Source organism: Halorubrum alkaliphilum (genome assembly GCF_017873815.1).
GTDB classification, from domain to species: domain Archaea; phylum Halobacteriota; class Halobacteria; order Halobacteriales; family Haloferacaceae; genus Halorubrum; species Halorubrum alkaliphilum.
Window position 1 is genome coordinate 13,304 of the sequence record NZ_JAGGKQ010000005.1, and the last position, 13,761, is coordinate 27,064.

Annotated in this window: 16 protein-coding genes, 1 tRNA gene and 1 pseudogene; 10 read left to right on the forward strand and 8 right to left on the reverse strand. The window is 64.5% G+C overall.

Annotated elements, in window-relative coordinates; translation table 11 throughout:
- The first annotated feature begins 46 nt into the window (after positions 1-46).
- The 4 genes from J2751_RS04765 to J2751_RS04775 are packed head-to-tail and all read left to right on the forward strand — an operon-like array spanning position 47 to position 2,953.
- Positions 47-859 (forward strand): ABC transporter permease, encoded by an 813-nt coding sequence (locus J2751_RS04765; RefSeq protein WP_245202629.1) that lies wholly within the window; start codon positions 47-49, stop codon positions 857-859.
- Complete coding sequence (locus J2751_RS04770) at positions 856-1,797, forward strand: ABC transporter permease (protein WP_209483691.1); 942 nt, start codon at positions 856-858, stop codon at positions 1,795-1,797. Before J2751_RS04765 ends, J2751_RS04770 begins: the two co-directional genes overlap by 4 nt.
- Positions 1,797-1,922 (forward strand): hypothetical protein, encoded by a 126-nt coding sequence (locus J2751_RS15695; RefSeq protein WP_280900825.1) that lies wholly within the window; start codon positions 1,797-1,799, stop codon positions 1,920-1,922. Before J2751_RS04770 ends, J2751_RS15695 begins: the two co-directional genes overlap by 1 nt.
- Positions 1,923-1,927: 5 nt before the next feature.
- Positions 1,928-2,953, forward strand: a complete 1,026-nt coding sequence (locus tag J2751_RS04775; RefSeq protein WP_209483693.1) for an ABC transporter ATP-binding protein — start codon at positions 1,928-1,930, stop codon at positions 2,951-2,953.
- Positions 2,954-2,995: 42 nt separating this feature from the next.
- Here J2751_RS04775 and J2751_RS04780 read toward each other — a convergent pair.
- The 5 genes from J2751_RS04780 to J2751_RS04800 form a co-directional block, all read right to left on the reverse strand.
- A tRNA-Glu gene (locus J2751_RS04780) sits at positions 2,996-3,106 on the reverse strand.
- Between the two features lie 131 nt (positions 3,107-3,237).
- Positions 3,238-4,125: a phosphate ABC transporter ATP-binding protein PstB gene (pstB, locus tag J2751_RS04785; protein WP_209483695.1), complete on the reverse strand. Its 888-nt coding sequence runs from the start codon at positions 4,123-4,125 to the stop codon at positions 3,238-3,240.
- 3 nt (positions 4,126-4,128) lie between these two features.
- Positions 4,129-5,148 (reverse strand): phosphate ABC transporter permease PstA, encoded by a 1,020-nt coding sequence (pstA, locus tag J2751_RS04790; protein WP_209483697.1) that lies wholly within the window; start codon positions 5,146-5,148, stop codon positions 4,129-4,131.
- Entirely contained in the window at positions 5,145-6,170 is a 1,026-nt protein-coding gene (gene pstC / locus J2751_RS04795) for a phosphate ABC transporter permease subunit PstC (RefSeq protein WP_209483699.1), read from the reverse strand. Before pstC ends, pstA begins: the two co-directional genes overlap by 4 nt.
- A complete protein-coding gene (locus tag J2751_RS04800) occupies positions 6,167-7,219 on the reverse strand; it encodes a PstS family phosphate ABC transporter substrate-binding protein (RefSeq protein ID WP_209483701.1) in 1,053 nt (350 codons plus the stop codon). The genes pstC and J2751_RS04800 overlap by 4 nt, the downstream gene beginning before the upstream one ends.
- Before the next feature lie 209 nt (positions 7,220-7,428).
- On the opposite strand from J2751_RS04800, the gene J2751_RS04805 reads away from it, so the two are divergent.
- From J2751_RS04805 to J2751_RS04830, 6 genes and pseudogenes are all read left to right on the forward strand, one after another.
- Complete coding sequence (locus J2751_RS04805) at positions 7,429-8,427, forward strand: phosphate signaling complex PhoU family protein (protein ID WP_209483703.1); 999 nt, start codon at positions 7,429-7,431, stop codon at positions 8,425-8,427.
- Positions 8,428-8,506: 79 nt separating this feature from the next.
- Entirely contained in the window at positions 8,507-8,890 is a 384-nt protein-coding gene (locus J2751_RS04810) for a hypothetical protein (protein WP_209483705.1), read from the forward strand.
- A gap of 60 nt (positions 8,891-8,950) precedes the next feature.
- Positions 8,951-9,226: pseudogene (locus J2751_RS04815) on the forward strand (ubiquitin-like small modifier protein 1); the annotation flags it as partial.
- Positions 9,203-9,556 (forward strand): rhodanese-like domain-containing protein, encoded by a 354-nt coding sequence (locus tag J2751_RS04820; protein ID WP_209484022.1) that lies wholly within the window; start codon positions 9,203-9,205, stop codon positions 9,554-9,556. The pseudogene J2751_RS04815 and the gene J2751_RS04820, both read left to right, overlap by 24 nt.
- A complete protein-coding gene (locus J2751_RS04825) occupies positions 9,556-9,972 on the forward strand; it encodes a hypothetical protein (RefSeq protein WP_209483707.1) in 417 nt (138 codons plus the stop codon). Before J2751_RS04820 ends, J2751_RS04825 begins: the two co-directional genes overlap by 1 nt.
- A gap of 77 nt (positions 9,973-10,049) precedes the next feature.
- A complete protein-coding gene (locus J2751_RS04830; RefSeq protein ID WP_209483709.1) occupies positions 10,050-10,778 on the forward strand; it encodes a fumarylacetoacetate hydrolase family protein in 729 nt (242 codons plus the stop codon).
- Positions 10,779-10,788: 10 nt separating this feature from the next.
- On the opposite strand, the gene J2751_RS04835 is transcribed toward J2751_RS04830, so the two are convergent.
- The 3 genes from J2751_RS04835 to J2751_RS04845 form a co-directional block, all read right to left on the reverse strand.
- Positions 10,789-12,009: a DUF418 domain-containing protein gene (locus J2751_RS04835; protein WP_209483711.1), complete on the reverse strand. Its 1,221-nt coding sequence runs from the start codon at positions 12,007-12,009 to the stop codon at positions 10,789-10,791.
- A gap of 80 nt (positions 12,010-12,089) precedes the next feature.
- Complete coding sequence (locus J2751_RS04840) at positions 12,090-12,527, reverse strand: hypothetical protein (RefSeq protein WP_209483713.1); 438 nt, start codon at positions 12,525-12,527, stop codon at positions 12,090-12,092.
- Positions 12,528-12,689: 162 nt separating this feature from the next.
- Positions 12,690-13,754: a Gfo/Idh/MocA family protein gene (locus tag J2751_RS04845; protein ID WP_209483715.1), complete on the reverse strand. Its 1,065-nt coding sequence runs from the start codon at positions 13,752-13,754 to the stop codon at positions 12,690-12,692.
- Between the last annotated feature and the right edge of the window lie 7 nt (positions 13,755-13,761).

Here is a 13,761-nt window from a genome sequence, read left to right on the forward strand (position 1 = left end):
GTCCCCGCGGACCGAGGCGGATCGAGAGCGACGTCGGATCGCCGTCATGTGTCTTCCGTACTTCGTCCTCGCGACGTTCGGTGCGTTTCTCCCGCTCGGCATGTTGGCCCGGATGAGCGTCTCGGAGAGTCAGTTCAGCAACGAGGGATTCAGCCTCTCGGCGTGGGAGCTACTCCTCACCGAGCCCGTCTACCGCGAGATCGCGTGGAACACGCTGTGGTTCGCGACGGCGACCACCCTTTTCAGCGTCGCCGTCGCCGTCGCGATCTCTCACGCGCTCGCGAAGTATCAACTGCCGTTTCGGCGGTGGATCGTCGCGATGGTTTCGTTTCCTATCGCCTTGCCGGGGATCGTCGTCGGCTTCATGATCGTCGTCCTGTTCGGTAGAACCGGGCTTCTCACGAACGCGGTCGCCTTCTTTACCGGTGAGAACCCGATCGACCTCGCCGTGGCTCTCACCGTCGGTGGCCTCTTTTTGGGGTATTCCTTCTCCTTGATCCCGCGCGCGACGATGGTCCTTCGCGGGACCTTTGCGGAGATCAACGAGGATGCCGAGGAGGCCGCCAAGTCGCTCGGCGCGAGTCCGCTGTTGACGTTTCGATACGTGACGCTCCCGCAGGTCTGGCCGGGGATCGTCGCGGCGTTCGTGCTCACGTTCCGTACTGCGTTGGCGATCTTCGGAACCGTACTGGTGTTGCCGGCACTCAACGTGGCGACGCTGCGGATCAACCTCGAGATCCAGTCGCTCGGGTTCAACCTCGCGACTGCCTCCGCCATCGGGCTCATCTACTTCGTGTTCATCTTCGTGTTCACGTTCGGCGGCGTCAAACTGATCGACAACGAGAGTCTCAAGATATGACTGGAGAGAACCGCCGGACCGACGACGAGACGGCAACGGACGGCGGGACGCAAACGGGTCGCAGCGAGACGACCGACACCCACCGGACGAGCCGCGAGAAGCGGGGTGGCCTCCACCGGTTCGACGTGAGTTCGGCGTTTGGCCGGCAGGCGGTCACGCTCGTGCTCGCGGCGACGCTGACGTTCCTGACGCTCCCGATCCTCGTGACCGTCGTCGCTTCCTTCGGCACGTCGTGGACGGGCGTGATACCCACCGGGTACGTCAATCTGGACAACTGGCGCACCGTGCTCGGGCTCGCGGAGGGGATTGGGGTGCGACAGGGCGTCATCCGGGGACTCGCGTATAGCGCGGGGCTGGCGACCGCGGGCATGGTTATCAACATCGTCGTCGGCGTCCCCATCGCGTACTCGCTGGTTCGGTACGACTTCTTCGCGAAGGACTGGATCAACACGCTCGCGATCCTTCCGATTGTCCCGGGCGTCATCCTCGCGATCGCGTTCCTGCGGATGTACCCCGAACGGGGTGGCTCCACCTTCGGGCTAATAATCGGCTACGCGCTGTTGAAATCCCCGTTCATGGTGCTGACCGTCCAGAGCTCCTTACAGTCGATGAACCTCCAGCAGATCGAGGAGAGTGCGCGGTCGCTCGGCGCGTCGTGGATCCGGACGTTCCTGACCGTGATCGTGCCGAACGCGAAGGACGGGATCATCGCCGGCTCGATCATCACGTGGACGCTAGCGGCGGCGGAGTTCAATTTCACGTACATCGTCCACTCGGCAGGGCCGCGACCGTTCTCGCTGTTCCTCTTCGAGAACATCACGCGGTCTCCCGTGTTACAGGGCGCGGCGGCGGTCTCCGTCTACTTCCTCATCGTCACGGCCGTGATCGTCCTCCTACAACGAGTAGGGAAGGCGGGGTTTACAACGGTGGAACGGTGATGGCCGTGAAACGAGCGACCACGCGGGACGCGCTCGATGGATCGGTCACCGCGATCGACCACGCCGGTCGGGCCGTCGAAGACTCGGGACGGGTCGGGGGACACGGTGCGGATCGAACGAACTGATACACATGTCCGAAGTCACACTCGATTCACTCACGAAACGGTACGACGAGGAGGTGGCCGTCGACGGCATCGACCTCACCGTCAGGGACGGCGAAGTGCTCGGCGTCATCGGCCCCTCGGGTTGCGGGAAGACGACGACACTGCGAACGATCGCCGGCTTCGAGACGCCGACCGAGGGACGGGTCCTCTTCGACGACGACGACGTGACACACGTCCCGCCGGAGGACCGGAACGTCGGGCTCGTATTCCAGTCGTACGCGCTGTTCAACAACATGAGCGTGCTTGACAACGTCGCCTTCGGACTGAAGATGCAGGGCGTCGACAAGGAGGAGCGTCGTGACAGAGCAAACGAGCTTCTGGAACTCGTCGGGATCGGCGAGCACGCCGAAAAGGATCCACGACAGCTCTCCGGCGGCCAGCAACAGCGGGTCGGACTGGCGCGGGCGTTGGCGATCGAACCGCGGATACTCCTCCTCGACGAGCCGATGACGGGGCTCGACGCCAAGCTCAAGAAGCGACTTGAGGAGGAGATCGGCTCACTGCTCGACGAGCTCAACGTGACCACGTTGTACGTCACCCACGACCAAGAGGAGGCGATGGTGATGTGCGACCGCATCGCCGTGTTGAACGACGGCCGGATCGAACAGATCGGGACGCCCGCAGAGATCTACGAGCGTCCAGCAAACGCCTTCGTCGCGGACTTCGTCGGCACCTCGAACGCCGTCTCCGCGACGATCGAGGACGGGCGGATGGACCTCGGGTTCGCGACGTACGATATCGATGATATCCCGGAAACCGCCGAGGGGACCGCGATCGTCCGCCCCGGTGACTTCCGAGTCGGGGAGGGTGACATCGAGGGCGTCGTCCGGGATCGATACTATCTCGGTGACCGGGTACGCGCCCGGATCGAACTACCGAACGGTGACCTCGTCACGGTCGCGCTCGATCCGTCGACCGAGAACGCACGGACCGGGGATACCGTGTCGTTGGTGCTCGACCCGAGCGGCGTCCACGTGCTTCGCTCGGAGTGACCGTGGCCGTTCGGCTGTGTGTTTCGACACGTCCGTGAGAAGTGCTCGGTCAGGGATTTGAACCCTGGTCGTCGGCTGTCTTCCGAACCGGAACCGTCGCGTCCCGCGTTCGTCGAAAGGCCAACATGATTGGCCGGACTACACCAACCGAGCGTGATTTCTGCTTACGCCGCATCCGATTTAACTCTTCTCAACTCTCACCGCCTCGCTACTGATCCACACGGCCTCGCTACTGATCCACGCAGGTTCGCTCCCGTGTTCATCTGGCCCGGCTTGGGCGGTGACTACCCGAACTTCCCCGTGATGTAGTCCTCGACCCGCTGGTTCTCCGGGTTCTCGAAGATACGGTTGGTGTCGCCGAACTCGACGAGTTTCCCGCCGGTGAGGAAGACCGCGGTCTTATCGGAGATGCGGGCCGCTTGTTGCATGTTGTGTGTGACGATGATCACCGTGTACTCCTCGGCGAGTTCGTCGATGAGGTCCTCCACTTTCGCAGTCGCGACCGGGTCGAGCGCCGACGCGGGCTCGTCCATTAAGATCACTTCGGGATCGGGGGCGATCGCGCGGGCGATGCAGAGCCGCTGTTGTTGCCCTCCCGACAGGTCGAGCCCCGACGAGTCGAGTTGGTTCTTCACCTCGTCCCACAGCGCGGCGTTCCGGAGCGACTCCTCGACGCGTGCGTCGATGTCGCCGTCGTATCCCTGTATCTTCAACCCGTACGCGACGTTGTCGTAGATCGACTTCGGGAACGGATTCGGCTTCTGGAACACCATCCCAATGCGTCGCCGAAGGGCGACCGGGTCCACCTCGTCGCCATATACGTTCGTGCCGCGGTAGCGGAGCTCGCCGCCGACCCGCGCGGCGTCGACCATGTCGTTCATCCGGTTGATACACCGGAGGAACGTCGACTTTCCGCAGCCCGATGGGCCGATGATCGCCGTTACTTCCTGCTCGGGGAGCCGGACGTTCACCGGCTTGAGCGCCTCGACGTCGCCATAGTGGACGGTCAGATCCGTGGCCTCGATGACGGTCTCGCGCTCGGGGATCTCTTGGATCGACGGCGTGGTTTCATCGAGCGTCTCTCCGGGTCTCCGTGCTTCGGTTCCGGTATCCGTGCTGTTCGCCGCCTCGCTGTCCGTCGTCTCGTCGGTGGTTGAGTAACTGTCGCTCATGGGTTATCGTGTCTCGTACTTGTTACGGATCAGGATGGCCGTCGCGTTCATCAACAGCAGGATCGAGAGGAGGACGACGATCCCGGCAGCGGCGACGTGCTGGAAGTCGCCCTCCGGCAGCCGCGCCCAGTCGAAGATCTGCATCGGCATCGCCGCGAAGGGACCGAACAGGTCCGGTACTGGGATCCCCGATACGTCCTCGATCGGCGCCCGGAACATCGAGGTCGCCGCCCCGACCATGATGAGCGGTGCGGTCTCACCGATGGCTCGGGACAGCGAGAGGATCGTCCCGGTCATGATACCGGGGAGTGCTGACGGGAGGACGACATCGCGGACGACTTCCCAGTCGGTCGCGCCGACGCCGTAGGCGGCGTGTCGCTGTGAGTCCGGGACCGCCCGGAGCGCCTCCTGTGACGAGACGATAACGATCGGAAGGATCAGCAGCGTGAGCGTGAGCGCTCCAGCGAGGAGACTCTCGCCGAATCCGGCGAACCGGACGAACACCGCGAGACCCAACAGCCCGTACACGATCGAGGGTACCCCCGCGAGATTCGAGATGTTCGCCTCGATGAACCCTTTCAGCCGGCTTTCGGCGGCGTACTCCTCCAAGTAGATCGCCGCACCGACGCCGAGGACCATAGTGAAGACGGCGGTGAGCGCGATCAGGAGGATCGACCCGACGAGCGCGGGGAAGATGCCCGCGCCGCGACCGCCGGGATAGTAGTTCTCGATGAACCGCGAAGGCGGATACGTGAGGAACTCCAGTGTCACCCAGCCCCACGCTTCGAGGAGCACGTCCGCCAGCAGGACGACGAGCGCGACGATCCCGACGAGCGTCGAGGCGGCACACACGGCGACGAAGACGCGTCCGATCCGCTGTTTTCGCTCGATGTCGTCGCCGACGGTCGCGAAGGGGTTGGCGTGTTCGCCTCCATCGGTTCGGACGTGGTCTCCGCCCTCCGGCCGGGCGAGTTCGTCGCCGTCGGTTCGGGCGTCGTCGGAGCTGGACGACGAACCGGTCATTGGTACTCCTCCTGGTAGCGACCCTTGATTTGAAGACTCAACAGGTTCATCGCGAGCGTCATCGCGAACAGCAGGAGACCGACCGCGAACAGACTCTGATACCCGATGGAGCCGACGGACACGTCGCTGATGCCGATCTGAACCATGTACGCGGTCATCGTCTGTGCGGGTTCGAGTGGATTCAGCGTCACGTTCGGCTGCATCCCGACCGCGAGCGTCACTGCCATCGTCTCACCGATCGCGCGGGAGATGGCGAGGATGTACGAGGCGATCACGCCCGAGAGAGACGCGGGAAACACCACGTCAGTCGACACCTCGAACTTGGTCGCACCGAGCCCGTAGGCCGCGTTCCGGAGGTCGTCTGGCACTGCCGACATCGCGTCCTCCGACAGCGACGACACCATCGGGATGATCATGATACCGACGACGATCGCGCCGGCGGCGGCGTTGAACGTCCCGGTCTCCGGAAAGAAGCGCTGGATGAGCGGCGTAATGAACGAGAGGGCGAAGAAGCCGTACACGATCGTCGGAATCCCGGCGAGTATCTCAAGAGTCGGCTTGATGACCTTCCGCACCCGCCGATCGGCGTACTCCGAGAGGTAGATGGCCGTCGCGGTACCGACCGGAAGCGCGATCAGTGCCGAGCCGACCACGATTATCATCGTCCCCCACACCAGCGGAAGGATCCCGTACGACCGGGGACGGATGATCGGCGACCACTCCGTGCCGAACAGGAACTCGGTCACGGTCACCCGGGCGGCGAGTCCGGACCGAAGGGCTTCGAGCGCCTCGGTCGGACTGCCAGCGAGGATCCCGGCACCGACGCTCGCGAGCAGTTCGAACAGCGTCTCCTCGCGGAAGAACCCCAACGCGCCGTCGACAAGGACTACGACAATCCCGAACGTGGTGAGGACGGTGACGAGCGCGCACGCGAAAAACACGCCACGAACGGCGAGGTTCTTGCCCGCCGGAATGTCCGACCCCGCTCGCGAGAGGTCCGCACCCTCCGTCGCGTCGCTCATTCGTCGACCCCGACCCTCGCGAGCGCGTCACTCAGTCGCTCACGGCTCTCTTCGACCGTCTCGTCGGGGATGGCGTAGTACCCGACTTTCCGTGCGGCCCACTGGGTCCACGTCAACGTCTCGCCCGGATCGACCACCGACTCGTCGGCGTCGCCGTCGATCGGCTCGAAGAAGAACTCCGCGTACGCCCGGAACTCGGGGCGTGTCAACTGCGTCGCATCGAAGTACACGTACATGGGCCGGGAAAGCGGCGTGTATTCGCCGCTCTCGATCGTCTCCCGTGTCGGTCTGACCCCGCCGTTTCCGTCGTCGACGGCGACGAGTCGCAGGTCGTCCTCGTTCTCGTAGTAGTAGCCCGCTCCGCCGAATCCGAGGGCGTGGCGATTCCCGCGGACGCCCCGGACGATGACGTTCGTGTCCGCGCTTCCGGCGTAGTCCGACCGGATGTTCCCGTACTCGCCGTTTATCGCCTGTGTGAAGTAGTCGAAGGTTCCGGAGGCTGAGTCGCGACCGTACAGGTCGATCTCCTCGTCGCCGAACGGTTCGTCGGCCCACTCCTCGCGGAGGTCACCCCACGTGTCGACATCCGAGCCGGAGCGCCAGAGCCGATTGAGCTCCTCGACGGTGAGCGTGTCACACCAGTGGTTGTCCGGATGTGCCCAGACCGCGATGCCGTCGAGTGCGGCCTCCAGTTCGAGGAAGTCGATGCCGTTGGAGCCACAGATCGCTTCCTCGTCGTCAAGGATCGCACGGCTGGCGTTCTGGACATCCGTGTTCCCGGAACAGAAGCGCTGGAACCCCGCACCGGTTCCGGAGCCTCGAACAGGGATCCGAACGCGGTTGTTCCGCCACTGAAACTCCTCGGCGACGGCGGCACCGTGCGGAAGGAGGGTATTGCTCCCGTCGACGACGATCCGTCCGTCCAACCCTCGACCGTCCGCTCCACGAACGAGACATCCCGAGAGTCCGACAGCGCTTCCTCCGACGGCAGCCAGATACGCCCGCCGGCCGAGCCGACCGTCGACCCCACCGGTGGTGTCGCTCTCCATCGTTCGATAGAGCGGTACAGGCACCTAAATATGCTACTATAATAGATATATAGTGCTATATATAGATACGTTGCTTCGGCGAGATGCTATCCACATAGTAGCAAAACACGTCTTAAAAGCGCTAAAATGATAGAAAGTGCGTGTGTAACGGAGAATAACGAGGTATATAGAGTACACAAACTTAACACGGGTGAGGACGTACGGCCGATATGGAAACGCGGAAGGTGCAAGTGACCGGCGGCTCGACGTACACCGTTTCGATCCCGAAGTCATGGGCGACCGAGAACGACGTCGGGGCCGGTAGCGAGATCGAGTTCCACCCGGACGGTGACTCACTGTTTCTCACGCCGCGAACCGAGACCGAGCGGACTCGCGGGACTCTCGACGTCACGGATCTGACCGGTCAGGAACTCACGAGGGCGGTGACGACGATGTACGTCAGCGGGTTCGACGTCATCGAGCTTCAGGGATCGGGGATCACCGCCGAGCAGCGATCGACGGTTCGTGAGGCGGTTCAGAGCCTCGTCGGCCTTGAAGTCTTAGAGGAGACCCGCGAGAAGGTCGTTATCCGGGATCTCCTCGACTCCTCGGAGCTCTCGATCCACAACGCCGTCACCCGAATGCGACTCATCTCGCTGTCGATGCTCGAGGACGCCTTGGCCGCTCTTCACGATCTCGACCACAATCGCGCCCGCGACGTGATCGGTCGCGACGACGATCTCGACCGGCTGTGGCTCGTCGTCTCGCGGATCTTCCGAGCAACGCTTCGGACGCCGAAGGCGGCCGAGGAGCTGGGGCTCCCGCGCGAGGAGTGTTTCGACTACCACTCCAGCGCGCGTCAACTGGAGCGGATCGGCGACCACGCGACGAAGATCGCCCACCTGACGCTCAACATCGAGGAACCGCTCCCGGACGAGGTACTCGACGCGATCGACGATCTCTACGAGGACGCGGTCGAGGTGGTTGACTCTGCCATGGACGCCCTGTTCGCCGAGGACAACGACGACGCCAGTCGGATGGCCAACGACGCCCGCGCCGGCGTCCGCGAGATCGATGAGCGCGTCCGAGCGATCGACGAACTACTCCGCGATCTCGACCCCGCACGCGCCCAGCTGGTCGGGTTGGTCGTCGACTCTGTGCTCCGCTCTGCCGACTACGGCGGGAACATCGCGGAGACCGCACTCCAGAAGTCCGCTCCAACGCCCTAGCGTCGGAGAGCCGCGCTTGACGGGATCGATCGTCGCCGGGTGACGTGTCTTTTTGGTCATCGGACCCGGAGTTGGAACCATGCCCGAGATCGAGTTAGGCGTTCCGCGAGGAGTCATCGAGTCGTTGCCGGAAGAGGATGGAACCGCGGAACGGGATATGCGGCACGCGATCACCGGAATCCAGTCGCGGCTGAACGAGGAGATCGACGGCGGCGATCCGGCCGCAGCCGCCGAAGTCGTTGCCGACGCGATCGAACGCATGGAAACGCAGGCCAGCACCTACCACGAGTTCGTTCCCGAACTCCGTGCGTGGGGACAGTCGCCCATCTACGCTATCGCCTGGCGGAACCTCTACGTCGAGCTTATCGGCCAGCTGTACGAACACGAGTGGCTCGTCGACGAACTCGACCGCGAGCGCAACTTCCGGCTCGTCGACGACGGGATCCGGCTCTCGGATCTGTGATGGCTGCGAACCCGTCGACGGACGCCCGCTTTTAACCCCTCCCACCTCCAGATCACGTGTATGGAACTGGAGTTGCGGTTCTTCGCGACGTTTCGGGAGGCCGCCGGCGGAAAGACCGTCCACCGCGAGTTCGAGGACGGAGCGACGACAGGTGACGTGCTTCGCGAGTTGGAGGCGGAGTACGAGGGGATGACGGGACGACTGATCGTCGATGGCGACCTCGCACCCCAGATCAACATCCTGAAGAACGGGCGCGAGGTCCTCCATCTTCAAGGGCTCGAAACCCCGCTGGAGGACGGCGACCGCCTGTCGGTGTTTCCGCCCGTTGCGGGCGGAACGACCAATCCCGGGGAAACGGAGGAGCGGACCGATCCCCCATCCGAGGAGGGGTGGGTCCGTCGCGAGGTCGCGTACCGCGGTATCTCCAGACGGCTCGCGGCACACTACCTCGTGAACCTCGGGGGAGAACTCGTCGACGCCGACGACCCGGCGGAGGCGACCCGCGTTGATGGCGAGGGGTGGCGGGCAGCGCTGAGCGCGGAGACGGTGACGGCGGCGGCGTCGATACGACTCACCGAGGTGTCGGTGTCGTTCGCGGGCGAGGAGTCGGTTCTCGACACGCTCCTGCCGAAATTCAAGCAGAAGGCGATGCGCGCGGGGGGTTGATGCGCGACCACGAGGCCGAAAGCGGTGCGGGAGGGAACGATACCCTCGTCGGCTCCCACCCCATCGACGGAACGGCGCTGTTGAAGTCGGCGGCGCTCGCGAGCGTCCCGAGCGATCGTCTGCCGGCGCTGCTGGTCCGGGTCCAATCGGGTCTCTCTCCCCGGGTCGACGAGTACCGGCGCCGATACGAGCGGGTGGCGTGCGACCCCGACCGCGAGGCGTTCCTCGTCGAGTCTGATCATTGGGAGGCGATCGGAGACCGGCTCGGGCTCGCCGACCGCGAGCGCGACGCGGCCGCCCGAGCCCACGAGACCGCCGTCGAGCAGTGGGGATCGAAAACGAACCGGCGCGACGAGTTCGAGACGGCACTGGAGATCCGGTCGGCAGTCGTGATCGGCGTTCCGTCCCGTCACTGATCGGGTTTTGCCCCTCCGAAACCGGTACTCACGCCCCACACCGAGGAACCTTTGTCGTTCGGATCAAACGGACTCCCATGCGACTCGCCCGCCTGCTGACGTCGAGCGGACCGATCTCGGGACGGTACGAGGACGGCGTCATCACCACCGATGAGGGTCGATACGAGGTCGGTCGCGACGGACGCCTGCTTCCGCCGTGTAAGCCCAGCGCGCTCTACTGTGTCGGCCGCAACTACGCCGAAACGCTCGACCAGATGGCGTACGAGCGTCCCGAGGAGCCGGACTTCTTCATCAAACCCCCGGCGAGCCTCCTCGCTCACGGACAACCCATCCGCTACCCCGACTGGACCGAGGAGTTAACGTACGCGGGGGAGCTCGTCGCCGTGATCGACGAACGGTGTCGAGAGCTCGATCCCGCCGACGTGTCCGATGTCGTCCGTGGATACACGGTCCTCAACGACGTGGACGCGCTCGACCAGCAGGGCCGGACCGCGCGCAAGGCGTTCGACGGGTCTGCCCCGCTCGGCCCGTGGATCGAGACCGACGTCGATCCGTTCGATATCGAGATGTCCACGACGGTCGGCGGAGAGACCCGTCAGGAGGCGAACACCGAGCTGATGTTATTCGGCCCCCACGAGGTGGTCTCGTATCTCTCACGGCGGTTCACGCTCCGCCCCGGCGACTGTATCGCGTTCGGAAGCCCGGCGAACCCCGGGTTGGTCGAGCCGGGCGAAAGCGTCGAAATTACGTATGAAGGCGTCGGAACCCTGTCGAATCGGGTGTCGACGGCTCCCGTCCCCGAGTGACGACCAATCATCATTCCTCCTTTCGAATCGGCTGTTTCTCCCCGTAGGTGAGCGTCCGCCAGAGCCACTCGACGGGGCCGAACCGGAAGACTCGGAGCCACAGGACCGACAACACCAGCTGACCGATCCAGACGACGACGACGAATCCGAGCATCTCGACGCGGCTCACGGTTCCGAAGTAGCCGAGTCCGTGACCGTAGAAGACGCTCGTCGCGACAACCGTCTGGAGGAGGTAGTTCGTGAACGCGGTCCGGCCGACCGCCGCGAACGTACGGGTGATCGGACCGTCGGGTCGCCAGCGCGTGTACAGAACGATAGCGCCGACGTAGCCGCCCGCGACGAGCAGCGCGCCCCAGTAGTTGAACTGCCGCCAGAACAGCGCTGCGTCGGCCGACCAGTCGTTGGCCTCGATGTAGCAGACGCCGGCGAGCACGATCCCGAGGCCCGCGACGCCGCCGGCGACGAGGAATTTATATATTCGGGTCGAGCGTTCGCCGGTCAGCACGCCCCACTTGTACAGCGCCATGCCGAGCAGGATCACGCCGCCGACCTGCCAGAACGACCCACCGATGAACCCGGTGGTCTGTCGCTCGAACGCCGCCGGCACGCGGTGCTCCAGCTGGCCGACCCAGCCGCCCTGATACGTCGACACCTCGGCGGCGATGGCCGACGCCGCGGGGGTCCACTGCCCCGCGATCGCCTCGCCCCCGCCGGCGAATCCGGCGAGCACCTCCAGCGACGAGGGCACGAGCAGGAGCAGTAGTCCGAGCATGGCCTGCGCTGACGGATCCCAGTCGCGACAGAACACCAACCCGAGCGCACAGAAGCCGTACGCGACGAGGATGTCGCCGTACCACAGCAGATATGCGTGGGCCATCCCGATCGCTATCAGCCACGCAGTTCGCCGGTAATGGAGGGCCATTGCGGACTGACCCTTCCGCTCCTTGCTCTCGATGAAGAGGACGATCCCTGCGCCGAACAGCGCGGAGAACAGCGTGATGAACGTTCCTTGAGCGAACACGTGAGCGACGAGCCAAGCGTAGTAGTTGGCTCCGGCCAGATCGCCGTAAACAGTCGAATCGGCGTATATGGTCGGGTTCAAAAGTGTCTGCTCGGGCATTGAGAACACCCACACGTTGATGACGAGGATCCCGAGAACCGCGACGCCGCGGAGGACGTCGAGGCTAACGATCCGTTCGGAGGGCGGCGTCGGGCCGGGGGAGTCGCTCACGAGTTGATTCGGTACAGGAACCGTATCGACGAATAAGTTCGTGATCCGGATCGACTACTCCGCCGGAGAACGGTACTGTATCAGCGTCCGATCACGACCGATCCGACGAAGTAGATCGCGAGCGCGACCGCCAGTGCCGCGGGGACGCCGACGAGGAAGTCCGCGCCGTCGAGCGCGAAGGCGACGGCGATCATCACGATCGCTCCGGCTTCGAGACCGAACCCGATCAGTCCTCGCTGCGTGCTCCGTGAGACCCGTTCCGTCGCGGCCGACAGCGAAACGTCTCCGTCGGCCGCCTCCTGGACCGCCGAGAGACCCACGAACCACGGGATAAACAGGAAGCTCCCCACCCCGGCGAACAGCCCGATGATACCGCTGTAAACGACGTTTTCCAGTGCCAGTACACCGACCGCGGTGAACGCGACGAACTGGACGAGTCCCGCGCCGACTCCGATCAGCGTGAGGAAGCGTTCGCTAGGCTCGTCGTCCGCAGTCGCGTTCGTCTCCTCGGAGGGCATGTTCGCCCGTTCGAGCGATCCGATAAATACCTGTCCGATCCGGCTCGAACGAAACGCCGCCAGAGAGGACGAGACAACCGCGAGGAAAGGGGCGAACTCACCGAGACGAAAGGGGCGAACTCACCGAGACGAAAGGGGCCAGACACGCGGCGCGGCGTCGGGTCAGTCAAGTCGGATCGCGCGGCCTTCTTCCGAGGACCGGTAGATGGCGTCGATGACGCGCTGTACGGAGAGCGCCTCCTCGACCGTGTTGATCGCGGGTGCCTCCTCGTCGGCGCTCGCTTCGAGGAAGACGCCGATCTCCGTCGCGTGGGTGTCGCCGCCGCGCGTCTCGATCTCGGCGTCAGAGAGGTGGTGGCTGCCGCCGTTGCCCGCCTCGTGGATCGTGAGTTCGTCCGCGCCGCGGTCGAACGTCGCGCCGGCCTCGGTCCCACGAACGACGAACTCGTCGTTCGTCGGTCGATTCGTCGCCCACGCGACCTCCAGCGATATCGTGTTGCCGTCGGTGTCGCGGATGAACGCGGAAGCGGAGTCGTCGACGTCGAACCCCTCCGGTCCCGTGTCCTCGCCCCACATGTGGACGTAGGCGTAGTCGTCCCGCCCGCCGAACTCCGAGCGCGTCTCTCCGGACACTTCGACGATCTCCGGGTGGTCGAGGAAGTAGAGCGCCAGATCGATCGCGTGAACGCCGATGTCGATGAGCGCCCCGCCGCCGGCGACATCCTTCGAGGTGAACCAGGAACCTCGTCCGGGGATCCCCCGACGGCGGACGTAGTTGGCCTCGACGTGAGTCGTTTCCCCGAACCGCCCCGCAGCCTGCTCCTCCTTGATCACTCGAACCGGATCCGCGAACCGATTGTTGAATCCGACCATACAGAACCCGTCGGCCTCGGCGCTTGCGTCCGCGATCCGTTCCGCGCTCTCCAGCGAGTGTGCGAGGGGTTTCTCGAGGAGAACGTCGAGTCCCGCTTCGAGCGCGGAGGTGGCGTACTCCTCGTGGAACCGGTTCGGTGTCGTGATCAGTACGGCGTCACAGGCGTCGTAGAGCTCCGTTTCGTCCTCGTAGGCATGGACACCGAACTCCTCGTGGAACTCGCGTCTTGCGTCGGCGTCGATGTCCATCCCGCCGACGAGGTTCGCCCCGCGTTCGGCGAGTCGCGTGGCGTGATGTCCTCCGATCCCGCCGAGTCCGACGATCCCGACGGCGACGTCGTTCGCATGAGTCATGCTCAAA

Bases quoted from the DNA above. Each gene is read 5' to 3' on its own strand.
- J2751_RS04765 (WP_245202629.1), top strand. From the start codon at position 47: ATGTGTCTTCCGTACTTCGTCCTCGCGACGTTCGGTGCGTTTCTCCCG.
- J2751_RS04770 (WP_209483691.1), top strand. From the start codon at position 856: ATGACTGGAGAGAACCGCCGGACCGACGACGAGACGGCAACGGACGGC.
- J2751_RS15695 (WP_280900825.1), top strand. From the start codon at position 1,797: ATGGCCGTGAAACGAGCGACCACGCGGGACGCGCTCGATGGATCGGTC.
- J2751_RS04775 (WP_209483693.1), top strand. From the start codon at position 1,928: ATGTCCGAAGTCACACTCGATTCACTCACGAAACGGTACGACGAGGAG.
- pstB (WP_209483695.1), bottom strand. From the start codon at position 4,125: ATGAGCGACAGTTACTCAACCACCGACGAGACGACGGACAGCGAGGCG.
- pstA (WP_209483697.1), bottom strand. From the start codon at position 5,148: ATGACCGGTTCGTCGTCCAGCTCCGACGACGCCCGAACCGACGGCGAC.
- pstC (WP_209483699.1), bottom strand. From the start codon at position 6,170: ATGAGCGACGCGACGGAGGGTGCGGACCTCTCGCGAGCGGGGTCGGAC.
- J2751_RS04800 (WP_209483701.1), bottom strand. From the start codon at position 7,219: ATGGAGAGCGACACCACCGGTGGGGTCGACGGTCGGCTCGGCCGGCGG.
- J2751_RS04805 (WP_209483703.1), top strand. From the start codon at position 7,429: ATGGAAACGCGGAAGGTGCAAGTGACCGGCGGCTCGACGTACACCGTT.
- J2751_RS04810 (WP_209483705.1), top strand. From the start codon at position 8,507: ATGCCCGAGATCGAGTTAGGCGTTCCGCGAGGAGTCATCGAGTCGTTG.
- J2751_RS04825 (WP_209483707.1), top strand. From the start codon at position 9,556: ATGCGCGACCACGAGGCCGAAAGCGGTGCGGGAGGGAACGATACCCTC.
- J2751_RS04830 (WP_209483709.1), top strand. From the start codon at position 10,050: ATGCGACTCGCCCGCCTGCTGACGTCGAGCGGACCGATCTCGGGACGG.
- J2751_RS04840 (WP_209483713.1), bottom strand. From the start codon at position 12,527: ATGCCCTCCGAGGAGACGAACGCGACTGCGGACGACGAGCCTAGCGAA.
- J2751_RS04845 (WP_209483715.1), bottom strand. From the start codon at position 13,754: ATGACTCATGCGAACGACGTCGCCGTCGGGATCGTCGGACTCGGCGGG.